The organism is Candidatus Limousia pullorum, from assembly GCF_057405065.1.
Genome location: NZ_CM171614.1, coordinates 1,863,693 through 1,889,127, shown reverse-complemented (window position 1 = coordinate 1,889,127; position 25,435 = coordinate 1,863,693). Strand labels below are relative to the sequence as shown.

The 25,435-nt window shown below is 40.2% G+C and carries 21 protein-coding genes; 2 read left to right on the top strand and 19 right to left on the bottom strand.

The window, feature by feature from the left end:
• Positions 1–8 precede the first annotated feature (8 nt).
• From CGICJO_RS08580 to CGICJO_RS08495, 18 genes are all read right to left on the bottom strand, one after another.
• Positions 9–638 carry an MBL fold metallo-hydrolase gene (locus CGICJO_RS08580; protein ID WP_486498573.1) on the bottom strand — a complete coding sequence of 210 codons (630 nt, stop codon included), beginning with the start codon at positions 636–638 and terminating at the stop codon, positions 9–11.
• Complete coding sequence (dtd, locus tag CGICJO_RS08575; RefSeq protein WP_087379038.1) at positions 635–1,090, bottom strand: D-aminoacyl-tRNA deacylase; 456 nt, start codon at positions 1,088–1,090, stop codon at positions 635–637. The genes CGICJO_RS08580 and dtd overlap by 4 nt, the downstream gene beginning before the upstream one ends.
• A 20-nt stretch (positions 1,091–1,110) precedes the next feature.
• Positions 1,111–3,324 (bottom strand): RelA/SpoT family protein, encoded by a 2,214-nt coding sequence (locus CGICJO_RS08570; RefSeq protein WP_087379036.1) that lies wholly within the window; start codon positions 3,322–3,324, stop codon positions 1,111–1,113.
• On the bottom strand, positions 3,311–5,368 hold the full coding sequence (recJ, locus tag CGICJO_RS08565; protein WP_486498572.1) for a single-stranded-DNA-specific exonuclease RecJ: 2,058 nt from the start codon (positions 5,366–5,368) through the stop codon (positions 3,311–3,313). The genes CGICJO_RS08570 and recJ overlap by 14 nt, the downstream gene beginning before the upstream one ends.
• A 74-nt stretch (positions 5,369–5,442) precedes the next feature.
• Positions 5,443–7,107: a DNA repair protein RecN gene (gene recN, locus CGICJO_RS08560; protein ID WP_486498571.1), complete on the bottom strand. Its 1,665-nt coding sequence runs from the start codon at positions 7,105–7,107 to the stop codon at positions 5,443–5,445.
• A gap of 30 nt (positions 7,108–7,137) precedes the next feature.
• Positions 7,138–7,587 (bottom strand): arginine repressor, encoded by a 450-nt coding sequence (argR, locus tag CGICJO_RS08555; protein WP_087379030.1) that lies wholly within the window; start codon positions 7,585–7,587, stop codon positions 7,138–7,140.
• 2 nt (positions 7,588–7,589) lie between these two features.
• Positions 7,590–8,462, bottom strand: a complete 873-nt coding sequence (locus CGICJO_RS08550; protein ID WP_486498570.1) for an NAD(+)/NADH kinase — start codon at positions 8,460–8,462, stop codon at positions 7,590–7,592.
• 26 nt (positions 8,463–8,488) lie between these two features.
• On the bottom strand, positions 8,489–9,289 hold the full coding sequence (locus tag CGICJO_RS08545; protein WP_486498569.1) for a TlyA family RNA methyltransferase: 801 nt from the start codon (positions 9,287–9,289) through the stop codon (positions 8,489–8,491).
• A gap of 46 nt (positions 9,290–9,335) precedes the next feature.
• Entirely contained in the window at positions 9,336–11,207 is a 1,872-nt protein-coding gene (dxs, locus tag CGICJO_RS08540; RefSeq protein ID WP_087379024.1) for a 1-deoxy-D-xylulose-5-phosphate synthase, read from the bottom strand.
• A 103-nt stretch (positions 11,208–11,310) separates the two neighbouring features.
• The gene (locus CGICJO_RS08535) at positions 11,311–12,183 is read right to left on the bottom strand and encodes a polyprenyl synthetase family protein (protein ID WP_486498568.1); all 873 of its coding nucleotides are present in this window, start codon (positions 12,181–12,183) and stop codon (positions 11,311–11,313) included.
• A gap of 24 nt (positions 12,184–12,207) precedes the next feature.
• Positions 12,208–12,420, bottom strand: a complete 213-nt coding sequence (xseB, locus tag CGICJO_RS08530) for an exodeoxyribonuclease VII small subunit (protein WP_486498567.1) — start codon at positions 12,418–12,420, stop codon at positions 12,208–12,210.
• 5 nt (positions 12,421–12,425) lie between these two features.
• The gene (gene whiA / locus CGICJO_RS08525) at positions 12,426–13,391 is read right to left on the bottom strand and encodes a DNA-binding protein WhiA (protein WP_087379020.1); all 966 of its coding nucleotides are present in this window, start codon (positions 13,389–13,391) and stop codon (positions 12,426–12,428) included.
• Positions 13,392–13,420: 29 nt separating this feature from the next.
• Positions 13,421–14,287, bottom strand: coding sequence for an RNase adapter RapZ (gene rapZ / locus CGICJO_RS08520; protein ID WP_087379018.1), 867 nt, complete (start codon positions 14,285–14,287; stop codon positions 13,421–13,423).
• Positions 14,288–14,367: 80 nt separating this feature from the next.
• A complete protein-coding gene (gene murB, locus CGICJO_RS08515; RefSeq protein ID WP_486498566.1) occupies positions 14,368–15,285 on the bottom strand; it encodes a UDP-N-acetylmuramate dehydrogenase in 918 nt (305 codons plus the stop codon).
• Between the two features lie 39 nt (positions 15,286–15,324).
• Positions 15,325–16,296 carry an HPr(Ser) kinase/phosphatase gene (gene hprK, locus CGICJO_RS08510; RefSeq protein WP_087379014.1) on the bottom strand — a complete coding sequence of 324 codons (972 nt, stop codon included), beginning with the start codon at positions 16,294–16,296 and terminating at the stop codon, positions 15,325–15,327.
• Between the two features lie 188 nt (positions 16,297–16,484).
• On the bottom strand, positions 16,485–17,072 hold the full coding sequence (locus CGICJO_RS08505; protein ID WP_486498565.1) for a Ger(x)C family spore germination protein: 588 nt from the start codon (positions 17,070–17,072) through the stop codon (positions 16,485–16,487).
• A complete protein-coding gene (locus CGICJO_RS08500; RefSeq protein ID WP_486498564.1) occupies positions 17,069–18,127 on the bottom strand; it encodes a hypothetical protein in 1,059 nt (352 codons plus the stop codon). Before CGICJO_RS08500 ends, CGICJO_RS08505 begins: the two co-directional genes overlap by 4 nt.
• Complete coding sequence (locus CGICJO_RS08495; RefSeq protein ID WP_486498563.1) at positions 18,124–19,581, bottom strand: spore germination protein; 1,458 nt, start codon at positions 19,579–19,581, stop codon at positions 18,124–18,126. Before CGICJO_RS08495 ends, CGICJO_RS08500 begins: the two co-directional genes overlap by 4 nt.
• A gap of 117 nt (positions 19,582–19,698) precedes the next feature.
• Between CGICJO_RS08495 and CGICJO_RS08490 the strand changes: the two genes are divergently transcribed.
• Together CGICJO_RS08490 and CGICJO_RS08485 are read left to right on the top strand one after the other, a co-directional pair.
• On the top strand, positions 19,699–20,379 hold the full coding sequence (locus CGICJO_RS08490) for a DUF421 domain-containing protein (RefSeq protein WP_486498562.1): 681 nt from the start codon (positions 19,699–19,701) through the stop codon (positions 20,377–20,379).
• The gene (locus tag CGICJO_RS08485; RefSeq protein WP_486498561.1) at positions 20,376–20,756 is read left to right on the top strand and encodes a DUF4363 family protein; all 381 of its coding nucleotides are present in this window, start codon (positions 20,376–20,378) and stop codon (positions 20,754–20,756) included. Before CGICJO_RS08490 ends, CGICJO_RS08485 begins: the two co-directional genes overlap by 4 nt.
• 93 nt (positions 20,757–20,849) lie before the next feature.
• On the opposite strand, the gene CGICJO_RS08480 is transcribed toward CGICJO_RS08485, so the two are convergent.
• Positions 20,850–25,181, bottom strand: a complete 4,332-nt coding sequence (locus CGICJO_RS08480) for a bacterial Ig-like domain-containing protein (protein ID WP_486498560.1) — start codon at positions 25,179–25,181, stop codon at positions 20,850–20,852.
• Positions 25,182–25,435: the final 254 nt, after the last annotated feature.

Sequence of the window (25,435 nt, the reverse complement as noted above, 5' to 3'; positions counted from 1 at the left end):
TAAATTTATCAATCCATATATATATTGTATTTTCTCTCGTGGTCAAGTGTTGTAGGTCTGCCGTGGCCCGGGTAAACTCTACAGTTTCCGTCAATAGCTTTTATTTTTCCAAGAGATTTTAAAAGCATATTCATATCTCCTGTAGGCAAATCTGTTCTTCCGACTGACTCACAGAAAAGCGTATCTCCTGAAATCAGATTATCTTCAAATAAAAGGCAAATTGAACCTGCTGTATGACCGGGAGTAAGCATAATTTTAATATCGGTATTTCCAAGCTTAATAATACTGCCGTCATCAACAAGCATATCGGGAACTATTTTTTCCATACCATTTGGCGGCAAAAAGCTGCTTGAAAGGTTTATATCATTATCACCAAGGCTTGGTTTCTCCACTCGGCTTATTACAATTTCTGCATTAGTAAGCTCTTTAAGGGGAGCAGTACCATAAATATGGTCAAAATGGGCGTGGGTTAAAAATATATATTTTATTTTTGAAAAATCACAGTTTAAGCTTTTGAGAATATCAATAATCTCATCTGTTGCGGGATCAACAACTGCCATTTCACCGGAAATTGTTTCCTCAAGGAGATAACAGTTTGTCGCCAAGTCGCCCAAAGTGAATGCCTTTACATCAATCATTTTATCAGCTCCTTTGAATCTATGGTTATTGTCACAGGTCCGTCATTTAGCAGTTCAACCTTCATATCTGCGCCGAATACTCCCTTTTCAACCTTTTTAACACCATTGGCTTTAAGCTCACTGCAAAAAAGTTCATAAAGAGGTTCCGCTGTTTCCGGTCTTGCGGCGTTTATGAAATTAGGTCTTCTGCCTTTCCTGCAATCTGCACAAAGGGTGAAATTGGAAATAACCAAAGTTTCACCCTCTACATCCTCAAGAGAAAGGTTCATTTTGTCGTTTTCATCTGTAAAAATCCTCAATCCGGATATTTTTGCGGCGAGAACCGCCGCATCTTTATCCGTATCCTGAGAATTTACTCCAAGTAAAATTAAAAATCCTTTATTTATCTGCCCCTTAATCTCACCGTCAACGGTTACAGAGGCATTGCTGACCCTTTGAAGTACAGCCAACATTAAAAATCATCCTTTAAATATTATTTTCTTGTAATTGATATTGTTCCGTTGATGTTGGAAAGTCTTGCCACAATAGAGTTAATGTGGTCAATGCTCTTAACATCTATGGTAAATGTTATGATTGCTCTGCCGTCATTCAGTTCATGGGAATTTAGGCTGTGTATAGACAAATGCATTGCTGAAATATGCACAGCCAAATCTGCAAGATATCCTGTTCTGCCGTCGCAGAGAATTTCAATAGTTCCGTGGAATGTATCCTTTACGCTGTCGCTCCACCTTGCTTCTACCCATCTTTCAGGCTCTTCAGTCTTTGAAATGTCCTTAGGCACGTTGGTGCAGCTGCATTTATGGATTGATACACCGTAACCGCGTGTTATAAATCCGATTATATCGTCGCCCGGAAGAGGATTACAGCATTTTGAAAGCTTAATCAAAACATCGTCCATGCCCTCAACAATAATTCCGGAGCTGATTTTCTTTTTCTTTTCCGGCTGTTTTTCGAGAATTTCGTTTATGTTATCCTCTTCGGTTTTCTTATACTTTTTAGAGTATTCCTCTTTTATTCTCGGCATAAGCCTCCAAAGCTGTATGCCTCCGTATCCTATTGCAGCATAGAAATCATCCATTGTATTGCAATGCTGCTTCACCATCATCTTTGCGAAAAATTCCGGAAGTTCTTTTTCCGGTATATACATCATATTCTTTCGGAATTCCTTTTCAAGCTCTGCTTTTCCTTCAAGAATATTTTCATCTCTTTTTTCATGCTTAAACCAATTTCTTATCTTGGTTCTTGCCTGAGAAGTTTTTACAATTTTCAGCCAGTCTCTTTTTGGACCGCTTCCCTCTTTTTGTGTGAGAATTTCAATTATCTCACCGTTCTTAACCTGATAATCAATAGGAACTATCCTTTTATCTGCTTTAGCTCCTATCATGCTGTTTCCTACTCCGGAATGTATGGCATAAGCCATATCTATTACAGTTGAGCCGGCAGGAAGTGAAATAACATCACCCTTCGGTGTAAATACATAAACCTCGTTAGGGTCAAGGTCGTTCTTTATGGTTTTAATAAGGTTTGTGGAGTCGGCTTCCTGAAGCTGACTTTCTATCATCTGTCTTATTTTTTTAAGACTTTCATCAAGGCTGTCGCCTTTTCTCTTTCCTTTAAGTCCAAGCTTATATTTCCAGTGGGCTGCAATACCGTATTCAGCGGTGTAATGCATTTCCCATGTTCTTATCTGGATTTCAAAAGGTATTCCTCTTTTATCTATAACTGTTGTATGCAATGACTGATACATGTTTGACTTTGGTGTGGAAATATAATCCTTAAATCTGTTTGGAAGAGGCTGGAAAAGGTCATGCACAACTCCCAAAACATTGTAACAGTCGTTTACAGTGTCAACAATTACTCTGACTGCATATATATCAAAAATCTGGTCAACCGTCTTGCCTTGCATATAGGTTTTTCTGTATATACTGTGAACACTCTTAATTCTGCTGCTTACAAAGACATTAGGAATTATCTCCTCGGTTTTCTTTTTGATTTTCTGCGTTACATCATTCAAAAATTCTTCTCTCTGGTCTGCTGTAAGAGCAAGCTCCTGTTCTATCTCCGCATATCCTACAGGGTCAAGGTAACGAATTGAGTAATCCTCAAGTTCCTCCTTTACCGCCTTAATACCGAGACGATGAGCAATAGGCGCATACACCTCCATGGTTTCACGGGCTTTATCACGTCTTTTTTGGTCTTTCATACACTCCATAGTACGCATATTATGAAGTCTGTCGGCCAGTTTAATGATTATTACCCTTATGTCATTGGACATAGCTATAAGCATTTTTCTGACGTTTTCCGCCTGCTGTTCCTCTCGGTTGGAATAGGGAATTTTTGATATTTTGGTAACCCCGTCAATGAGGTTTGCAACGGTTTCTCCGAAAAGCTTTGTAACCTCTTCTATAGTGACCGGTGTATCCTCAACCACATCGTGGAGAAGTGCCGCCACTACCGAATCTGTATCCATTCCCAATTCCACCAAAATACAGGCGACTGATGTGGGATGTAAAATGTACGGAACTCCCGAAACACGTTTCTGATCCCCGTGAGCTTCATCAGCAAACTTATACGCCTTTTCAATTTTTTCCAAATCATATTGATTTCCCTGTGTTATGCTTTTTTCGATTAAAGCTTTTAACTCCTCGAAATCACGATAACAAGCTACTTTGTTAAGTCCACCCATCACTACGCACCTCCGATAATCTTTTGATGGAAAGGGAATCCGATAAATTCACTTTTCCTTGTATACTGTTAAGATAAATCCTTTCAGATTTATCGCTTCTTTCAATGCTGATAAGATTAAGCTCTTTCATCACGTCAAGAATCAGACAAAGCTTTCCGAAAGTTATGCATTTTCCAAGTCCGCAGTACAATATTTCCTTTCCTCCGAAAACACCTCCCGCTTCCCTTATATATCTATATACCTTAGCAAACTCTTCCCTTGTGGGCATTAAATAGCTAAATGTATTGTCATCAGCCTTTTGTGAGGCCACGAAATTTTCATATATTCTGTAAGATTTAATAAGCTCGCTGTAATCAAGATTTTCAGGTCTTACATCTACAGCTATTATTGAAACGCTCCCTCCGGAAAATTCGCTTATATCAAGCTTAACGGCGAAGTCGGCAACATCTCCTCTTTTAAAAGGAAAATCCTCTTTAGCTGTAAAGAATTTCATTATATTTACTCTTGTGCCGTTCTTTTCTGCCGTTATTCTAAGATGCTTGTTTTCCGAAAGTGATTTTACATCCACAATTCTCATGGAATAAAGACCAAACACCGGTGTTGGGTTACCTGCACCGTATGGCTCCAAAACTTGCAGCTGTCTTATAAAGTTTACATTTATTCCGGCAGGATTAAGCTTGCAGTCAATGTTCAAAGTGTCCATAGGCATTTCATCAAGGCTTAAAGCATATTGGTTTATGGCCTCTCTGAAATTTTCAACCTGTTCTCTCTTAATACCCAAGCCTACAGCCATTGGATGACCTCCGCAGTGGGTAAGATATTCACTGCATGCAAATACAGCGTCACACAGTGAAAATCCGGCAACACTTCTTCCCGAACCCTTGCCCGTATCACCTTCAAAGGTTATAACAATCACGGGCTTTCCGAAAAGCTCTTTTATTCTCGCCGCCGCAATTCCAATAACTCCCTGATGCCAGTTATCGGACTCAACCACTATAACCGGCATTGCAAAAATTCCCGGTCTTTTTTCCTGTTCTTTAAGTATTTCATCTATAATTTCTTTCTCAATAGACTGTCGTTTGTTGTTGTCCTGAGAAAGCTCTTTTGCTATTTCTTCGGCTTCCAGCATGTCATCAGTCATCAATAGATTTACTGTTTCAAAGGACTCGCCCAGTCTGCCTCCTGCATTTATTCTTGGGACTACCGAGAAAGCAAGACTTCCGGCAGTAATCTTTTTTCCTGAAAGTGAGGAAGCTTCTATAAGTGCGTTAATTCCGTAACGCTGAGGATTTCTAATCAAATTCAATCCGTGTTTTACGATGGTTCTGTTTTCGCCTCTCAAGGGAACTATATCCCCTATTGTTCCTATTGCGGCAATGTCACAGTAGTTGTCCAGTATTTCTTCTTTGTCCATCTGTCCCTGTTCCATTGCAAAAATCAATTTTAAGACAACACCAACTCCGGACAGCTCTTTGAACTTTGAGGGACAGTCTGTTCTGTGCAAATCCACCACAGCCACAGCGTTTGGCATTTCCTCTGAAACAGGCTTATGGTGGTCGGTAATGACCACATCCACACCCAGTTCATTTGCCAAGTCCACCTGCTTATGGGCGGCAATGCCGTTATCCACGGTTATTATAAGGTTTGCGCCTTTTTCATGTATTTTTCTTACCGCATCGTCGTTCATTCCATAGCCTTCGTTTTCCCTTGAGGGTATATAGTAGAAAACGTCGGCTCCCACTGTTTCCAGATAAGTGCAAAGCAACGCAGTGGAGGACACTCCGTCTGCGTCGTAATCACCGTAAACACATATTTTCTCATAGTTATCCAAGGCCCTGTTGATTCGCTCCACAGCTTTATCCATATCCACTGCGTCAAAGGGATTTTCAAACCCCGTATCATCTGATAAAAATTCCATGATGCTTTCCTTTGTATTGAAGCCTCTTATCATGAGAATATAAACAATAAAAGGAGGCAGTCCGCACTGAGCAGACAGCATTTCTGCCGCCTTTCTGTCTGCACTTGCAACAAGCCAGTTTTTCATGTGGACACCTCCTGAAAATCTAAATGTATAATATATCTATTTTATTCTTTTTTCACACGTTTGTCAAAACAAATTTACAAATTTTTGCCTTCTTCAATAAGTTTTTTAGCGTGTTCCAATGCCGTTCCGCCTACTTCAGCACCTCCGATTAGTGCGGCAAGGGATTTTATGCGGTTTTCATCGTCAAGCTTTGTAACCTCAGTATATGTTCTTTCGCCGTCTGTTGACTTTTTGATAAGGAAATGTATGTCTGCAAGGGCGGCAATCTGAGGCTGGTGAGTAACACAGATAACCTGTCTGTTTTTTGAAACCTGTTTCAGCTTCATGCCGACTTTCTGGGAAGCTGAACCGGAAATACCTGTGTCAACCTCGTCAAAAATCAATGTGCCGGTGATATCGTTCTTTGAAAGTACGGTTTTTATCGCCAGCATCATTCTTGAAAGCTCGCCGCCTGAGGCAATCTTTGAAACCGGCTTCGGCGGTTCACCCGGGTTTGAGGATATCAAAAATTCAACCTTATCCCAGCCCTTATCATTGAGGGGAACTTTCTCCACTGAAACCTCTATTCTTACGCCTTTCATATTCAAAAAGGCAAGCTCTTTTTCCACCTCTTCCTTGAAAATTTTACCGGCTGCTATTCTCTTTTCTGTGAGCTTTTCCGCTGTTTTGGTAACCTTTTCAAGGGCTATATCATAATTTTTCTGAGCTTCTTTTCTGGTGTTTTCAAAATTTTCCAGCTGGAAAAGCCTTTCTTCCGACTTTTCCAGAAAAGCAATCATTTCTTCTTCGCTTTCTCCGTATTTTCTTCTGAGCCTGTAAAGCAGGTCCAATCTTTCTTCAATTTCATTTAATCTGTAGGGGTCAATATCTGCGTCATCTATAAGAGCTTCTATATCCTCGGAAATGCTCCTCAATTCGTAATAAACGTCCGTAAGTCTTGAGGAAAGCTTTTCAGCCTCCGGCATGTAGCCGCTGACTACGGAAAGCTGTGAAGAAGCTTCGTCTGCAAGCTCGCAGGCTCCCTTAAAATCTCTGCCGTCAAGCATCATTTTTGAGTCAGCCAAAGCATCTCTTATTTTTTCGCTGTTGCTAAGCTTAATTTTTTCCGCTGTAAGCTCGTCAAATTCCCCTATTCTGAGCTGAGCGTTTCTCAGCTCCTCAACCTGATATGTGAGAATGTCCGTCTCCCTCATTCGCTGGGCTTCGTCAGTCACATTCTCCTCAAGTATTCTTTTATACTCTTTATATTTATCAAATTCTTCTTTATACTGTTTCAGCAGTTCACTGTAATCCCCCATTGAATCAAGGTAACCCAAATGTCTGCTGTCGCTCATAAGCTCGTAGCTTTCGTGCTGACCGTGTATATTTATCAAAAACGGAGATATGGCTTTTAATACAGACAAAGGAGCCGGCATACCGTTTATACGGCAAGTGCTTCTGCCGCTTGAAAGTATTTCACGTGTTATTATAAGCTCTTCGTCACAGCTGAAACCGTACTCATTGAGCATTTCCTCACATTCTTTTGGAACCTGAGAAAACTCGCCGGAGACAACTCCCTTTTGACATCCTGTGCGTATCAAATCTTTGGAGGCTCTGCCGCCTATTACGCAGTTTATTGAATCAATAACGATACTTTTTCCCGCTCCGGTTTCACCGGTCATTATATTAAAGCCTTTTTCAAACTCAATTGCGGTCTTTTCAATAACTGCAATGTTTTCGATGTATAATGTGTCAAGCACGATAAATCACTCCTGCTATGGATTTTATCCTCAGCCGTTATATTTTTTAAGTTCCGCCGCCAAGCTTTGAGCCGCTTCGTTTGAACGGCAGGCAACAAAAATTGTGTCATCGCCGGCAATGCTTCCCAAAATGGAATCAAACTTCATTGTATCAAATCCAACGCACACCGCCTGCGCCATACCTGTTGATGTCTTTATAACAACAAGGTTTCCGGCATAGTCCACGCTGGTGACGGAATTTCCAAATAGACTTTGAAAATTATTTTTTATATCCACAATATTTGAAACGCCGGCGGTATATTTATACCTGCCGTCGTGGGTCATGGTCTTTAAAAGTCTAAGCTCTTTTATATCCCTTGAAACCGTGGCCTGTGTTACATCAAAACCACTGCTGCGCAAATATTTCAGCAGTTCTTCCTGGGTTTCAATGGAATGTTCGTTTATAAGCTTTAGTATCCTTTCATGTCGTCTGTTTTTCATTGTTATTCACTCCTGGGCAGTTTCTCTTTTAAAAGCCTGTAAAAATTTTTATCTTTCAGGTGTATCATGGACAGATACACACTTGAACATTTCACCGTTATTATATCATCGTCTAAAATTTCTTCAGATTCCTGTCCGTCAATGGTTAAAAAACCGGTGCTGTTGTCGGGGGAATGTACTTTTATTGAGAGCTGCGCTTTGTCTGACAACACCACAGACCTTGAAAACAGAGAGTACGGACACAGAGGCGTCATTATCAGACAGCTCATATTTGGGTCCACTATAGGTCCTCCGGCAGAAAGTGAATAAGCCGTGGAACCTGTAGGAGTTGAAAACAACACTCCGTCGCCTCTGTAGCAGCAGAAGTTTTCTCCGTTTAAGGAAACTTCCATATCTATTATCCTTGAAAGGCCCTCTCTTGAGATAACCGCATCGTTTACTGCGATAAAAGTCTTTTCACGGTCACCTTTTTTCACGCATACATCAAGGAGCATCCTTTTCTCTGTATTATAATCGGATACAATTATTTTTTTTAGTTCTGAAATCTCGTAGGTTTCAAGCTCTGCGGCAAAACCGACTCTGCCCACATTTACGCCCACAATAGGTTTTCCTGCCAAAGCGGCGTGCTTTGCCATATGTATTATGGTTCCGTCGCCTCCAACAGTAACCGCAAAGTCGCACCATCCGGCAAGCAGGCTGTGATTTTCAAAACACTCAACATTCGCCGCAAGCTGCGGGTCAATACTTTCCATTGTTTTCGCATTTTGACGGATCATACCTACCTCAACACCGTCATCAGAAAACATTTTGATTATTCGGGCAGCGCATTTTACCGCTTCAATTTTTTTATCGTTTACTACAAGAGCCAGTTTCATCTTATTCTTCCTTTGGTTTGATAAATTCAATCAAGACTTTTGTGTGAAATCTCCACCAGTTCTTCCGCATTTGTCTTTGCAAAATCCTGAGGGTCCTCACTTTTTCTTATGTGTATAAGGTATTCAATGTTGCCCTGAGGCCCTTTAATAGGTGAAAAATCAGTGTGCAGCACATCAAATCCATTGTTAAGACAAAAGTCGTAGATATCTTTCACAACCTCCACATGAACCTTACTGTCTCTTACAACGCCTTTTTTTCCTACCTTACCTTTTCCCGCTTCAAACTGTGGCTTAATAAGACAAACCGCCTCGGCGTTTTCTCCCATAAGCTCACGTGCAACAGGAAGCAAAAGCTTTATTGAAATAAATGATACATCCATGGAAAAAAAGTCAATAACATCGGGAACCTCTTCCCTTGTGACCTTTCTCATGTTGGTTCTTTCAAGGTTTACTACTCTTTCATCATTACGAAGCTTCCAGGCAAGCTGACCATAGCCTACATCCACTGAATATACTTTTACCGCTCCGTTTTGAAGCATACAGTCGGTAAACCCACCGGTAGAAGCTCCGATATCCATACATATTTTTCCGCTGAGGTCAAGGCCGAACTGCTCCATGGCTTTTTCAAGCTTTAAACCTCCACGGCTTACATATTTAAGTGTCTGACCTCTAAGCTCGATACTTGCATTTTCATCGTAAGTATCACCGCATTTATCGGCCTTTTGATTGTCAACATATATCTGTCCCGCCATGATTACAGCTTTCGCCTTTTCACGGCTTTCAGCCAAGCCCTTCTCACATACGAGAATATCAAGTCTTTTTTTCATACCCTTTTTTTACTTCCTTTATTCCGGCATTTTCTATATCAGAATTTTAATTATTAAAAAATCTGTCCATTACAAGTTTTTCAACAGACTGGCTGTCAAGTCCCAGACGGCAAAGCAAGGAGTTTACTTTTCCGTGAGGAACAAATTCATCTTCAATGGCACGGATTATATATTCACCTTTATAGTCTCTGCTTTCAAGATTTGAAAGGAATGTTTCGGCTATACCGCCGCTTAAAATTCCCTCTTCAAAGAAAGCAATCTTTTTAAATTTCACAGCGAACTCAATAGCTTCCGGATTTATCGGCTTAATTCTGCAAAGCTTCAAAATACATACGTCTTTGTTGTGATTTTTCTTTAAAGCCTCTTTTGCAAGACAGACATTTGAAAATTCTCTTCCGTATGCAATAAGCAAAACTTCGCTGTTCTCGTCGCCGTAAATATTGTAATCTTCATTTACATCCACTAAATCCTTTGGACGGTAAAGCTCTCCGCCTCTTGGATATCTTACAGCCGCCACACCCATATCATAGTACATTGCCCTGTTCAGAGAAAGGCCAAGTCCCTCAAAATAGCAAGGAGAATATATTGTTGCTCCCGGTACTGAATTGAGAAGGCTTACGTCGAATACTCCCTGGTGGGTTTCTCCGTCCTCGCCTACAACTCCTGCTCTGTCTATAGCCAAAACTATATGGAGCTGCTGAGCTGCGGCGTCGTGAAGTATCTGGTCATAGCTTCTTTGTAAAAATGTGGAGTACACGGAAAATACCGGCATCATGCCCTTGGAAGCAAGTCCGCAGGCAAAAGTCACCGCATGTTCCTCTGCAATACCCACATCAAAAAATCTGTTTTTATAGGTCTGCGCAAAGTTATTAAGTCCTGTTCCTGATTTCATTGCGGCAGTTATTGCGCAGATTGTTCTGTCTTCTTTTGCCGCATCTGTCAAATAATCCCCGAATACATCGGAAAATCCAACTCCACTTGACAAAGGCTCTCCTGTTTCAACATCAAAGCTTCCTATACCATGGAAGTTCTTCGGGTCATTTTCTGCATACTGATAGCCTTTACCCTTTTTAGTAACAACATGCAAAAGCACAGGAGAGGTCATTCTTTTTGCCGCCTGCAAAGCTTTTTTTAGCTCGTCCATATCGTGTCCGTCAACGGGACCGTAATAGGTAAAGCCCATGCTGTCAAAAAATGTATCCTTATAAATAAGTCGTTTTAACTTTGATTTGCTCTTTTGCAGGTGCTTTTTCAGGTAGCCTCCCACAACAGAAAAATGTGAAAGTCCGCCTTCAATATATTTCTTCACCCTCAGATACCATGGCTGTATTCTCATATTGCTGAGATATCTGGCTATGGCACCCACGTTATGAGAAATTGACATTTTGTTATCGTTGAGGATGACGATAAAGTTTCTGTTAAATCTGCCTGCATTATTTAAGCCCTCGTAGGCAAGTCCACCTGTCAAAGATCCGTCTCCTATTACCGCTATTGTATAGCTGTTATCGCCCAAAAGGCTCTTCGCCTGAGCAATTCCATAAGCGGCAGATATGGACGTACTGCTGTGACCTACATTAAAAGCGTCGTGCTTGCTTTCGCTTCTTTTAGGAAAGCCTGAAAGTCCGTTTTCTGTTCTTATTGTGTCAATCTGTCCCAATCGACCGGTCAGAATTTTGTGGGTATAGCTTTGATGGCCTACATCCCATATAATGCTGTCCTTCGGTGAATCAAAAACATAGTGAAGCATCACTGTAAGCTCCACTACTCCCAGATTAGGAGAAAGATGACCGCCGTTTACAGATACGGTTTCAATAAGCTTTTCACGTATCTCTTCACAAAGCCGGGTAAGCTGTTTGTCATCGAGGTTTTTAAGGTCCTGTGGAGAGGTGATACCATTTAGAATTTCATATGATTTCATGGTCTTTTCCTCACTTAATATCAGAATGAATCACCGCCTATATTTTGCGGCAATTTCTCTGTAAAAGTTTATTATAACAGATTTTTCCTTTTCAGGCAAGATTTTAGTTAGTTCTGTTAAGCAGACTGTATGCAAATTCTTTAAGCTCCTTTGTATCGCCTTTAAATCCGTCGAGAGCCTTTACCGCCTTATCTGTGGCTTCCTTTGCAAGTTCTCTGCATTTTTCTATACCCAAAAGGGACACATATGTGGATTTATCGTTTTCCTTGTCGCTTCCTATGGGCTTTCCAAGTTCCTGGGAAGTTGAAATCACATCCAGCATATCGTCAACTATCTGGAAAGCAAGTCCTATATTGTCGCCGTATTCCCTTGCAAGGGCTATTGTTTCCTCGTCGGCTCCGGCGGCAATACAGCCCATCTCACAGGCGGCTTTTATAAGTGCTCCTGTTTTTTTCTCGTCCATTTCCCTGAGTATCTCTATTCCGGCTTTTTTCTCTTCATAGAGTATATCTATCATCTGACCGCCGCACATTCCCACGGCTCCGCAGTAATTAGCAAGAGTTCTTGCCGCCTTTACGCAGGCATGACTTCCACAGAGCTTCTCCGCTTCCTCTGACAAAACTGTTTCAAAAGCAAGGCTCTGCAAAGCGTCTCCGGCGATAATTGCAGTGCTTACACCGTAAACTATGTGGTTTGACGGCTTTCCTCTTCTCATGTCGTCGTTGTCCATATCCGGAAGGTCGTCATGGATAAGTGAATAGGTATGAATCATCTCCACACCGCAGGCAAAAGGAACAGCCTTACAGGGATTTTCTCCGCAGGCTTTACAAAATTCCAAAGCAAGACAGGGTCTTACCCTTTTTCCGCCTGCTTTAAGGCTGTAATCCATAGATTCCATCAAAACGCCTTCTGTGCAGTCCTTTGACGGTAAATATTCCTGTAATTTATTTTCTATCAATGATAAATACTCAGTCACGTTATTTCCCCGCTTTCCGAAACATCAATCCTTGTCAACAACTTTGATAACGCCCTTTGCCTGTTCAAGCATTTCATTGCAGGCGTTTAAAATCTCGCTGCCTTCTTTATAAAGCTCTATATTTTTTTCAAGAGTCACTTCGCCCCCCGACAGCTGTGCAACTATCTCCTCAAGGCGTTTGCAGCCCTCTTCAAAAGTGAATTCTTTATCGCTTTTTTTCTTTTTTTCTGCCGCCATCATTTTCACTCCTTATCTTCCACGGAGCCTGCTCCGCTGATTGACTGGGCAATTTCCATGATTTTTTCAAGCCTGTGGTTTACACCGCTTCGGCTTATGGGAGGTGTGAGCATTTCTCCCAAACCTCTCAGTGAAAGCTCCGGATTTTCCATCCTTATTTTTGCAATCTCCTCAAGCTCCGGAGGAAGTGCGTCAAGTCCGCAGCTGTTTTCGATTATTTTTATGGCTTTCATATGCTTCAGATAGGCGTTGGCGGTCTTTTTTATATTGGCAACCTCTGAGTTGCTCAACCTGTTTACGCTGTTTCTAAGCTCTTTTATATTTTTTTCTTCTTCAAATTTCTTTAAACTTTCTTCGGCGCCGGCAAGCTTCAAAAACTCGTGTATTTGTGAGCTTTCCTTTATGTATATAACATACACGCCCGAACGCTGGATAACCTTTGGCTTTATTGAATAGTCTCCGGCATCCTCTATTATTCTGCACAAATCCGTGCAAAGACTTTTTGTTGAAACAATAAATTCAAGGTGATAGGTTTTTGCAGGGTCTGTCACAGAACCGCAGGACAGAAAAACTCCTCGCAAAAAGTCCGATACTGTATCATCGTCAATATTTGCCATATTTATACGCAGGTTTATCTGTGACCTGTCATGACCGAATTTTTCAAAAATTCTCAGACATTCATCTGTGTTTACCACCCTGACAGTATAAAGCCGTATTTCATTATTTTTTGTTTTTAAAGACCTTATAGTATCAATAATCGGAGGAGGTGAAAAAAGTCCTGTGAGAAAATTTACAAATTTTCCCGCCGTTGCACGGCTTTCAGTTGCAAGACTTATTTCATTAAAGGAAAACTTTTTTCCAAACAGCAGCATTCCGTAACACTCCGCCACTGTTCTTTCAACAGCCAAATTATCCTCCGGATTTATCTGCAAAGAGCAAAGCTCTTTTTTTACATCTGACGAAAAAGACATTAGTTACCTCTGGTGAAAATATTTAAGTTTTAAGGCTTCCATATATCACGGTGATGAATACCGCTTCTGTATCCGGCCTCGGTAAGCTTTGTATTGAGATAGCAGGCAATAGTTACGGAACGGTGCTTTCCTCCCGTACAGCCGACCCCAATAACCAGTTCGCTTTTGCCCTCTTTTCTGTAAAGAGGCAGAGTGTATTTCAAAAACTCCAGATATCTGTTTGCCATCTCCACGGATTCCTCAAAACCCATAACATAGCTTCTGACCGGTTCATCAAGACCGGTCTGTTTTTTAAGCTCATCTATGTAAAATGGGTTTGGCAGACACCTTACGTCAAGCAGCAAATCGGCTTCAAGGGGAATACCGTATTTAAAACCGTAGGACATACAGGTGACAATAAGCCCGTCTTTGACATTTTCCAAAAACAATGTTGCTACACGCTCACGCAGCAGCTTCAGCGACATGTTTGTGGTGTCTATAATATAATCTGCGTTGGCTTTTATTGGCTTTAAAAGCTGTTTTTCAAGCTCTACCGCATCTTTAATTGTTATGTTTGAATACAAGTCCGTCAAGGGGTGCTTTCTTCTTGTTTCCTTATAGCGTATAAGAAGTGTATCGTTTTTGGCGTCCAGGAAAAGAATTTTTACATTCTTTCCCTCCTTGCGGAATTTGCTCAGCTCCTTTACAAGGGTATCAAACACGTTTCCTCCTCTTACGTCTATAACCACCGCAACACGCTTCATCCTTTTGTCAGAAGTTGTGTTGCACAGGTCATAAAGAGTAGAAAGCAGCGCAGGCGGTATATTGTCCACGCAGTAAAAGCCTATATCCTCCATCATATGAAGCACGTTTGTTTTTCCGGCTCCTGATGAACCGGTTATAATCACAAATTCCATTTATACTCATTCCCTTTGACTAACTTCCCGATTTAAAAACCGCTTTTCTTTTCAGCGGTTTTAATCAATAAATATATAAATCATTCCACGATTATCAATTCTCTTTCCAGCTGATAACCTGTTTCATCTTTAACGGTTTTCTGTATCAATTCTACCAGGTCGCAGACATCCTTGCAGGTTGCCCCGCCCTTATTGATAATAAAACCGGCGTGTTTTTCACTTACACATGCGCCGCCAACGGAAGTTCCTTTCAGTCCGCACTGTTCAATCAGTGTTCCGGCAAAATTTCCCTCCGGTCTTTTAAATACACTTCCGGCGCTTGGGTATTCCAAAGGCTGTTTAGAGGTTCTTCTGTTCATAAAGTCTGTCATTTTTGCCTTTATGTCCTCTTTATTGCCTTTTTTCAGTTTGAAAACGCAGTCTAAAATAGTCCACTTGTTTTCTTTATAGATACTCTTTCTGTATCCGAAATTAAAATCATTTTCTGACAAAGTCACAACCTGACCGTCCTGTGTCATGTGACGGCAGGTTTTAAGAACATCTTTTATCTCTCCGCCGTAAGCGCCTGCATTCATAAACACAGCTCCCCCAACGGTTCCCGGTATTCCCCAGGCAAACTCAAGACCTTCAAGAGAGTTTTCAAGAGCAAAGGAGCTGAGTTTTGCTAAAGTTACACCGGCTCCGCAGGCTATTGTATCCTCTGAAACAAGTCTTATATCTTTAAAATCTCCGCCCAGCGTAATCACTGCGCCCTCTATACCCTTGTCGCTGACAAGAAGGTTGCTGCCGTTACCCAGCAGCATATATTTTAATTTGCTTTCCTCAGCCCAAGAAACCAATTTTTTCAGAGTTTCAACGTCTTTTGCTTCCACAAAAATTTCCGCCGGTCCTCCGATTTTAAAAGTGGTGTGCCTGCTCATGGGCTCATCCATAAGCAGGTCACAGCCACACTCAAGGGCTTTCTCACAAAAAGTATTTTTTATCTGAGAATCTGTCATAAATCCTCCTAATAATAATTAGAATATTAAAATTTTGGATTATGCCTTCCAGTTTGTGATAATTTTTTTCTTATGAACCTCTGTTGGGGTAACATCCATACCTAAGCTCTGCAAAAGCTCCTGAGCTCCGTTGTAGCCCATTTTCTTCTGACGGTTATTCATGGCGGCAACTTCAATAATAATAGCCAAGTTCCTTCCGGGCTTAACAGGGATAGTCAAAACAGGAACATCAATTCCAAGTATCTCCATGTACTCATTTTCAAGACCCATTCTGTCGTAAACCTTTGTGCTGTCCCAAAGCTCCATATTTATAACCATGTTGATTTTCTCTGTAAGCTTTACAGCACCCATACCGAAGATTCTGCGGGCATTTATAATGCCAACGCCTCTAACCTCGATAAAGTGTCTGATATTATCAGGAGATGAACCAACCAGAGAAGTTTTTGAAACTCTTCTTATTTCAACGGCATCATCCGCAATAAGACGATGACCTCTTTTTATAAGCTCAATAGCTGTTTCGCTTTTACCAACACCGCTGTCGCCTATAAGCAAGCAGCCTTCGCCGTATACCTCAACCAAAACTCCGTGTCTTGTAATTCTCGGAGCAAGCTCAACGCTGAGGAATGATACAAGTGAAGCGGAAAGGGATGATGTTGAATCAGGTGAACGAAGCACCGGAATATCGTAAAGCTTTGCTGTAGACAAAATCTCATCCTTTTCCGGAAGGTTTCTGGCGATTATAATTGCCGGCGGCTTCAGCTTGAAAAGATTTTCAATTACATGTCTTTGCTGTTCACTGCCGAAACGTGCAAGGTATGAATATTCGGTTTTACCGAAAATTATAATTCTTGTTTTATCAAAGAAATCAAGATACCCCGTAAGAGCAAGACCGGGTCTGTTGACATCCATTGAACTTATCTGAATATTTTCATAGTCATCCGGAAGAAATAACGGCTCCAGCGACAACTCTTTAACAACTTTTGTAAGCGGAACTTTAAACTCAACAGGCATAATAACACCGACCTTTTCTAAAATTTATTATAAATTATCAGTCTTTATTATACCTCAAAGCAATATTTTTTTAAAGTCTTTTATTGTATAAAAATAAATTTTTTTTGAAAATCTCTCTAAATTCGTTGAATTTTTAGTTTTTCATTGACAGATTAAGAAAAAACATGACCTTATTTTTGTATATTTTTTCAGATTGTTCTGGTTTCTTTCTCAGAAAGTCCCTCCTCTTCTATGGTAAATACAGGGAAAATATATTCATATAATTCCTCTTTAGAGGCTTTTTCCGCTTTAAAAAGTCCGGTTGTCTTTTTACGGTTCTTTGCATTGTAGATTTCTATAAAATCCACAATGTGTTCCGATGTTATCTTTTCTTCACGGATATAATCAAAAGCTTTATCGTCGGCAAAAAAGAAAACACAATCCTTTCTCCATTCATAATCGGCAGACATATCTTTAAGAACTTCTTTTACCTGTTCAGAGTTAAGATTGTCCGATAGAATAACATATTTGTTTTGACCCGGAAAAGGCTTTTTTGCCGTCACTTTCTCCAATCCGTCAAATGCTGTTTCCAAATTTTCCGCCGTAACCGTTATATATTCCTGGGTAATCTCTTCCTCTTCATAAAGAGGCACTGCAAAGGTATATTCAAGCTGTCCGCCCGATTCATTTACAAAAACTCCCTCAATTATCGCCTTTTCGTTTACTTCTGTTATTGCGCAGGAGGAAAAGGAAAGCACCAGCATAAAAGCTATAAAAGAAAGATAAACCTTTTTCATTTTGTCCCTCCTGTTACCGACCTTTTAAAAAATACCGCCGCAACCACAGATATAAGAACCATTCCAAATATAATTCCATATGCAAAAATATCCGCTCTGAGCTTTAAAAATTCATAGAGAATTTCACTTATGACAAAAGTCAGCAGGCAAAAAACGATACTGCTCTTTCTGCTTCCGCTTCTTTCAAAAAGTGAAGAAAACCCTATTGCATATCCCGAAAGCTCTAAAAATACAAAGGCTGTTCTTACTATAAAGAATAATCCGTCATTTTCCTCAATTACGCTCATTCCCGAAAGCTTTGAAAGAGCGTAAAGAGGGTTATTCTCCTGAAGTGAAAACACACCGAGACAAACAATTACAAAAACAACTGAAATAATCGCAGTAAGATAATAAATTAAAAGAAAACCTGCGGCAGAGCGTCTGTTGTTGCCTTTAGATTTTTCTGAAAGGATTATACAAAGGGGTAAGGTGCTCAACCCTGAAATCAAGTACACAAGTGAGCTTAAAACAGAAAAAATTCCCGTTTCAGAAAATCCTGCAACAGTGCCTTCATCAATGCTGATTTGAGGAATTAAACCGATAAACAACACCGTAAGCAAAATCACGCAGACAGTAAATATAATGCCGTTTGCTCCGCACATGGCTTCAAGGCCTTTACAGCTTCCGTAAAGCACACCGCACATTGTAAGAAATATAAGGATTACAGGTGATACTTCCTTATTGATACATTCAGAAACAAAATCCGTATACCTCATAACCGTTATAATGGCGGCAAGAAGCAAAAATACGCTTAAAACATATTTATAAACAATAGCTGATGAGGGCAAACCTTTTTTCAGAGCTTTTGATGTGTCGCTTCCGCAATTATCAAAAAGCTTAAAAGCAAAGTACATAATAACTGCGGATATCACAAAAGCAAAAGGCAGAGCTAAAATTATCCCGTAAGCCGTCACTCCTTGAGGTAAATGGGCAAAAAATCCGAAAAAGGCAGAAATCTGCACCACCGCCATAAAAAGATAAAAGCTAAAAGAACTAACATTTCCCTTTAACCTCATCGCTCTTCGTCAGCTCCTTTGACATCTTGAATTTTCAAAACCTTTTTAGCAAGCTTTTTCCAGCTTGCCCTGATAAAAGTGTCACGCATTGCCCAAGGCATAAACGGCGCAAAAGGTGAGGCGTAAGGAACACCGAAGCAGTTTTTTCCACAGAGATTTAAAAGCATAACAAAGGACACAAGCACTATTCCCCACAACCCCAAAATACCTCCGCATATTATATACACAAGTCTTAAAATTGTTATACATGGGTACAAATCCGGTATGGTGTAGGAAGCGATTGCCGCTATAGCCACAACCATAAGTGTAGGAGAACCGATAATGCCGGCGCTTACGGCAGATTCGCCTATTACAAGTGCGCCCACAATACCAACCGCATGTCCTAAAGGCTTTGGTATTCTCAGTCCTGCTTCTCTCATAATTTCATATATAAAATGTATAAGCAAAACTTCAAGCATCAGCGGTAAAGGCGTTTGTGTAACAGAGCTTACTATTTTTGAAAGTATTCCCGGCGGAAAAAGCTCCGGGTGAAAGGTTGCAAAAGCTACATAAAGTCCGGGAATATAGATAGCCGCAAGAAAAGAGATATATTTTAAAATTCTGGTAAAAGCGGCGTAATAGGGTCTGTTTGAATAATCGTCAAAGCTCTGAAAGTTTTCAACAAAAAGCTTCGGCACATAAAGCACAGAGGGCGAACCGTCAATCATAACCGCAATTCGTCCTTCTGTGATTTTTCCGCATATTGTATCAGGTCTTTCTGAAATTCCCACCCCTGTAAACAGAGATTTTTCCTCATTGTCCTCTAAAAAAGGAACAAGATATCCCGCCGCCAGCACTGTTTCTAAATCGCATTTACCCAGTTCCTCTTTCAGCTTTTTTAAAATCTGCTTTGATGTTCTGTCGGAAAGATAACATAAACATATTTGAGTTTTTGAAAGTGTTCCTACGGTCATAGTTTCAAACACCAGCTTTGGGCTTTTTATTCTTCGTCTGATAAGTGTCATATTTATTCTCAATGGTTCTACAAAGCCTTCCCTGGAGCCTCTCTGTATGGTTTCTCCGGATGGTTCGGATACACTTCTGAAAGAAAAACCCTGCAAGCCGATTGCCAACATATTTTCGCATCCGTCAACGGCAATTATTGCAAACCCCGACATAAGCAGTGTAAGAAACATTTCCGTGTCCTTTACATCCACCATTTCCGAGGCTGTTATAACAGAGGTTTTTATAACTTCGAGGAGTTCACACCCATTGTCACTTCTGTATCTGCATCCCATAATGGGGTTTATAACGGAAATTGCCAAGGTTTCCTTGTTGCACATTCCCTCCATTGTAAAGACGGCGGCATTTTTCCCTTTAGGTGTGTTAATCTTAAACTCCCTTATGGTAAAATCCGCCGAAGAAGAAAACATCTCCTTAAAATCCAAAATATTTTTTTTAAGAGATTTATCCATATACATCACCAATAAGAGCATTGGCAATTTTTACTGTATTATACTTTTTATGTATCTGTTTACAAGGAATAAAAATAATGACAGCGGGAATAATACATTGGAAAAAGGAGGAATACCATGTTTATTTCCGCTGTCAGATCTGCGCTGATATATGTTTTTATAATAGCCGCCATGCGCATAATGGGAAAAAGGCAAATCAGCGATATGCAAACCTCCGAGCTTGTAATAACACTGATAATTTCCGATATTGCCGCAATACCTCTCCAAAACACTTCACAACCCCTTTTAAGCGGTATTATCCCCATACTTGTACTTATGTCCATGGAGATAATATTTAGTGTGATAATGCTGAAAAAGAGCAAATTCCGCAAGCTTATCTGCGGAAGTCCAGTACTTCTTATTGAGGACGGAAAGCTTTTAGAAAGTCAGATGAAAAGGCTTAGAATAAGCACCGAAGACCTTTGCGCCCAGTTAAGGCAGTTAAATATTTTTTCACTAAACGAGGTTCAGTACTGTATCGCCGAAACTAACGGCTCAATAAGCGTTCTGCAAAAACCATCCTACAGAACTCCAACCTGCGCACAATCAAAAATAAAAACAAAAGACGACGGCATAGAGGCTGTGGTTATTAACGACGGGGAAATTTTAAGCAATTCCTTAAAGCTGTGCGGCATGAATGAAGAAATTCTTGTGAAAAGACTTTCAGAGCTTAAACTTAAAAAGGAAGATATTTTCATACTTACTGCGGACAAAAAGAAAATAACTTCAATAATTCTGAAAGAGAGCAAAAACATATGAAGAGAATTTACCTTGCCGTAATTTTTTTAATTTTCACAATTGCCGCCGCTTTTTTTGAACTATATATTGTTTTCAATCCTGCAAAGGAAAGCATACGTCTTATTGAGCAGGCAACCGAGCTTTGCAGAAATGACCAGACTTCGGAAGCTGTAGAAATCTGCCACGAGGTTTCCGACCTTTGGACTAAATCCAATCCCACAATAAATATGTTTATCCAACATGAAAAAACTGTTGAGATTTCATCTGATATAAAAGAAATGACATTCTGCCTTGAAAACGGTGAAGAGTTTGATTTCCTTCTGACAGCAGAAAAGCTCAAAGAGGATTTAAAAACCATAATGGACAACGAACTTCCGCATATTTCAAATATTCTTTAGGAAAGCAAACAGCAGCCCGACTTTCATCGGACTGCTGCTGTTGTTCATAATAAAGATTCTCATTATCCGCTGTTTGCGGATAATTTATTGAGATTATTTATTTGCAATAATTGTCTGAATCAATGATACATCGTATATTGAAATTTTTCCATCCTGATTTGCATCAGCCAAGCTTTCGTTAAATGTTCCATCAATTGGATTTGCTGCAATATAGCTCTGTATAGTGGTAGCATCGGAAATACTTAATATACCGTCCATATTTATATCACCCAATCCATAAATTACTATGGAGAACTCTTTGCTGTAGCTGTCAATGCTGTTGGTTGCAGTTACCGTAAAGGTGTATTTTCCGCCTGCGGAAGGTTTTCCTGAAATTATTCCTGTGTTTTCATCAAGGCTTAATCCCTCAGGTAATGAACCCTCTGTAATACTCCATGTAATGGTTGGGTCACCGTCTGCGTTAAGCTGCTGTTCATAGGATGTCAACACATCGCCGCTTACAAGGCTTTCTGTTGTGATAGTCGGTGCATATTTAACTGTACCGTTTACAACACCGTTCAGTATGCCGCCGTTTTTTACTATTACAGCATAACTTCCTGTGCTAAGACTTGCACCCTCCGGTATAGTCATGGACTCTCCACTTTTTATAGTGAAGTCCATCTGCAATTCCACATCGCCGTAAACAATTCTGTCGTTGCCATTAAAGACGATACAATTTAAAACACTGTTATCATCTACTTCAGGAATTGGCGGAGCTGTATCAATTGTTTTAATACCTCCAATTATGGTTACCGCTGAATTGTTGCTAATATTCAGTTTAGCGATATTATCAGATGATGAAGTACCATTATAATAGATTCCGCTTCTATAATTTCCAAAATCACTTCTTGCTGTTACGCTGCTTTCATTAATATTGATGATAAGTTGACTAAATTCAGCATACACACCTGCATAAAGGCTGATTCCTCTTCCCAAAAAGTCTTTTCCATTTGCTTCAACAGAAGCATTGTTAATATTAAGCGTCGCTTTTCCGGAATCACCATTTATATTAATACCATGCTGCCAGCTATCCACCTTAAGACTGCCCGGACCATTTATGGTCAAAGTTACATCTTTACCTAATGTGTCTTTATATGAATCTGTAGTAATACGAATTCCTCCTGTGTTGGAAATAATATTTTCCCCCTCCAGTATAATTGTCATATCTACAGATTTATGTGGAAATCCACAAACATAAATTCCACAATCCTCGCCATGAATTGTCGCATTATGAAGTGTTAGAGTATTATAATCAGGATTATAATACACATAGTTATCTTCCGGAATACCGTCATATTTTGTCCATGTTATGCCATCAACAGAAGTCCAGTAACCGCCTGAAGTAATATCTGTATTACCTACGCAAACAGACTTAGGAGCATTATTCTCCGAATTAACAGTTATATAAACTAAAGCTGTTTTTCCATTATATGTTACTGTTACAGAAGTTAAGCCCTCTGTAAGTGTTTCAGGAGAGAATGTGCAGTCTTCTGCTGAAACAGTTTCTCTTGAACCATTGTTATAAACGGCTGTTATTTCTATACCTGTTGGGTCGAAGCTGTCACCGTCAAAGTATTCTGTCTTATCAGGCTGTTTTGTTACTTCGATACCTGCAAGCTCTACAGCTTTAACTGTTACCGGAACGGATGCTGTTTTTCCATTATAGGTTACTGTTACAAAGGTTACTCCCTCTGTAAGTGTTTCAGGAGAGAATGTGCAGTTTTCGATTGAAACAGGCTTTGTTGAACCGTTTTCATATGCAGCTGTTATCTCCATTCCTGTTGGGTCGAAGCTGTCGCCGTCAAAATACTCTGTTTTATCAGGCTGTTTTGTTATTTCAATACCTGTAAGCTCTGCCTCAATAACTGTTACCGGAACGGATGCTGTTTTTTCCTTATAGGTTACAGTTACAAAGGTTACTCCTTCTGTGAGTATTTCCGGAGAGAATGTACATTCATCAAGAGATACTGTTTCACTTGAGCCGTCGCTGTACTTTGCTTTTACCTCCATTCCTGTTGGGTCAAAGCTTTCATTTTCCTTATACTCAGTCTTATCCGGCTGTTTTGTTACCTCAATACCTGTAAGCTCTCTGGGAACGGTAACTGTTACAGGAACAGAAGCTGTTTTTCCGCCGTAGCTTACTGTTACTTCGTTTATTCCTCCTGTAAGTGTTTCAGGTGTAAAGGTACATTCGCTTAAATCTACAGTATTGTTTGTTCCGTCGTCATAGTATGCGGTTACTGTCATTCCTGTTGGGTCAAACTTTTCACCGTCAATATAGTCTGTCTTGTCAGGCTGTTTTGTTACTTCAATATTTGTAAGTTCTACCGGAGCTGTAGGACTTTGAAATATTATATTCATCGACATAACACTCTGACCCTCTAATGGAAATTCAGCGGTAGCGTCATTTACCTTTACATAGCAGCCCTTACCAAATTCATAACCATCATCCGCCTGAAGGGTAACCTTAGCGGTATAGTACTGGTTAGGCTTTGCTTTTCCTGTAACAGGTTCGCCTGTTGTGTCTTGACCCTCGTACCATACCAATGTAGCTGTCATATTAGATGTATGTACTGTAGCTTCAGCGGGCAAGTCTTGGTATTTCACCGGCTGGTCTATAGTAACCTCAACACGCATAATGATTCTTGTGCTTGTTGTTACTACCTCAAATTTATAACCGGTTGTAGTTGTTCCATAATGGGTATCTGTCTCATTTCTTCTTGCAAATACTGCATATGCCTTTCCGGCAGACAGTCCGGTAAACTCTCCTGAAGTGCCCCACTGCTCCTCGGTTGGATATGAAACCGAGTCAGACAAATCAACGCAGGCATATACTTCTCCAGGATAGGTTTGGATTGTAATGCTTGTATCTGTTACTGACAGTATGTTTATATCATTTACAGGCTCTGGGTTTGCCTTTTTGACTGCCTCAGAGGTCTGAGCAGTCAATGTACCCTCACAGCCGTTTGCTGATACAACAACCTTGATGATTTTACCTACGTCCTCGCCGGAACTGAGAGTATAGGTGTTTCCGTTCGCTCCGGGAATAGGGGTATCATCTCTGTACCACTGAATTGTGCTGAATGTCGGAGCGCCTTTTACTTCAACTGTCAGAGTTTCACCTATTGTAGGTGTACCGCTGAGAGATATTGAACCTGTCATATATCTTCCGTTAAGGTCAAGGATAGTAGCATCATACAGTCCGTCCGTCGTAAAAACACTGCTATAAATATAATTTATCTCTGAACCGTTGGCTCCGTTGAACCAATATCCGTCATTCATATTGCCTCTTGCAGGTTCCTTCATAAACACATAATCAGGTTCTCCGAAAGTGCCTGTATCACTGTTTATTACGTCTACAAGGTAGCTTTTTCCTTCTGTCTTGACAATGTTCCAGCTGAAATTCAGCCAATTCTGTTCGCCTCCAGGAACAAATCCGCTTGTGCCGTTTCCAATTAAATTTCCTGTTACATAGTAACACTCTGTACTGTCAAAATCAGATAAATCACAAAGGTATTTAAAGGCTTTTGCATATGCCTCTGATGTTGACTCGGTCTCAGGGTCACGGTCAAACACGCTGGTTATCTGGAAAGGATCTCCGTAGAATGTATCGAATAACGGATGATCCGGATTGCCAATAATTTCTCTGGCCTCTAAATCGTAAGATGCAAGATCGCAAATAGCATCCTTATAGACCTCAAGCTTTTCCATATCACTTTTTCCTGCATTGGCGTTTACGATTTCCTGTGCATTGGCAGCTGCTTTTGCTCCCTTTGACGCTGCACTGCTGCTTAATGTGTTTTTAGGATTTTCAGAGTTTTTATCCTGATAATCACTGTAAACCGGCATATAGTATGTAATACTGGTTATATATGTTGTATTTCCAACAGTAGAAATACTATAGCCCATTGAACCAAAACTGCGGTCCATTAAATCATACCAGAACATTTCGTACGGATAATTACAAATCAAGGCATTATATATACGAGTTGTTCTTATATTTTCTTCGATATACTTCTTGGCAAGCTCTAAACGCTTATCGTTGTCCGTTTCTCCTCCGTTGTCAATACTTACGCCGTTAAGACTGATAGTAAGTATCATTTCTCCGCCGTTGTGTACTGTTTCCACTATTTTGGCAGCAAGGTCGTTATAGACTTTTGTTTCCAATTCGTTGAGATATGACGAATTCCAATCTGCCAAAACCTCTGCGGAATCAGCAGAAGGCGCTGACATTGTCGCCACTTCTTGTACTTCGCCCATTGACTCGGTTACTTCCATGGTGATTTCATTTCCGATATTCTCGGTTTCGTCTGCAAATGCTGTAACGGGCAGTAATGAAACTACCATCAACGCACTGAGCAATACCGCCATAAATCGTTTTTTCATGTTTTGTTCCTCCTTTTTGATTTCCTGTTTTTTCCTCCGTCTTATTTTATTTTTCCACTGATATCACTGTATTTTTATAATATTGCAGTTAACTTTTGCAATATTTTACAGCAGATTTCCTCACCTCACTTTAACTATTCAAAATATCTCTCGACAACGCTGTATTTTTCCGCAAAGTAATAAACATATAAAGGATATAATAATTTTTCCTTATTTATAACTTTACTGACCTTATAGTGATTATATCATAAAAA

Excerpts from the sequence above, each read along its gene's own strand:
- CGICJO_RS08580 (WP_486498573.1), bottom strand. The coding sequence starts at position 638 with ATGATTGATGTAAAGGCATTCACTTTGGGCGACTTGGCGACAAACTGT.
- dtd (WP_087379038.1), bottom strand. The coding sequence starts at position 1,090 with ATGTTGGCTGTACTTCAAAGGGTCAGCAATGCCTCTGTAACCGTTGAC.
- CGICJO_RS08570 (WP_087379036.1), bottom strand. The coding sequence starts at position 3,324 with ATGGGTGGACTTAACAAAGTAGCTTGTTATCGTGATTTCGAGGAGTTA.
- recJ (WP_486498572.1), bottom strand. The coding sequence starts at position 5,368 with ATGAAAAACTGGCTTGTTGCAAGTGCAGACAGAAAGGCGGCAGAAATG.
- argR (WP_087379030.1), bottom strand. The coding sequence starts at position 7,587 with ATGAAAAACAGACGACATGAAAGGATACTAAAGCTTATAAACGAACAT.
- CGICJO_RS08550 (WP_486498570.1), bottom strand. The coding sequence starts at position 8,462 with ATGAAACTGGCTCTTGTAGTAAACGATAAAAAAATTGAAGCGGTAAAA.
- CGICJO_RS08545 (WP_486498569.1), bottom strand. The coding sequence starts at position 9,289 with ATGAAAAAAAGACTTGATATTCTCGTATGTGAGAAGGGCTTGGCTGAA.
- dxs (WP_087379024.1), bottom strand. The coding sequence starts at position 11,207 with ATGAAATCATATGAAATTCTAAATGGTATCACCTCTCCACAGGACCTT.
- xseB (WP_486498567.1), bottom strand. The coding sequence starts at position 12,420 with ATGGCGGCAGAAAAAAAGAAAAAAAGCGATAAAGAATTCACTTTTGAA.
- whiA (WP_087379020.1), bottom strand. The coding sequence starts at position 13,391 with ATGTCTTTTTCGTCAGATGTAAAAAAAGAGCTTTGCTCTTTGCAGATA.
- rapZ (WP_087379018.1), bottom strand. The coding sequence starts at position 14,287 with ATGGAATTTGTGATTATAACCGGTTCATCAGGAGCCGGAAAAACAAAC.
- murB (WP_486498566.1), bottom strand. The coding sequence starts at position 15,285 with ATGACAGATTCTCAGATAAAAAATACTTTTTGTGAGAAAGCCCTTGAG.
- hprK (WP_087379014.1), bottom strand. The coding sequence starts at position 16,296 with ATGCCTGTTGAGTTTAAAGTTCCGCTTACAAAAGTTGTTAAAGAGTTG.
- CGICJO_RS08505 (WP_486498565.1), bottom strand. The coding sequence starts at position 17,072 with ATGAAAAAGGTTTATCTTTCTTTTATAGCTTTTATGCTGGTGCTTTCC.
- CGICJO_RS08500 (WP_486498564.1), bottom strand. The coding sequence starts at position 18,127 with ATGAGGTTAAAGGGAAATGTTAGTTCTTTTAGCTTTTATCTTTTTATG.
- CGICJO_RS08495 (WP_486498563.1), bottom strand. The coding sequence starts at position 19,581 with ATGGATAAATCTCTTAAAAAAAATATTTTGGATTTTAAGGAGATGTTT.
- CGICJO_RS08490 (WP_486498562.1), top strand. The coding sequence starts at position 19,699 with ATGTTTATTTCCGCTGTCAGATCTGCGCTGATATATGTTTTTATAATA.
- CGICJO_RS08485 (WP_486498561.1), top strand. The coding sequence starts at position 20,376 with ATGAAGAGAATTTACCTTGCCGTAATTTTTTTAATTTTCACAATTGCC.
- CGICJO_RS08480 (WP_486498560.1), bottom strand. The coding sequence starts at position 25,181 with ATGAAAAAACGATTTATGGCGGTATTGCTCAGTGCGTTGATGGTAGTT.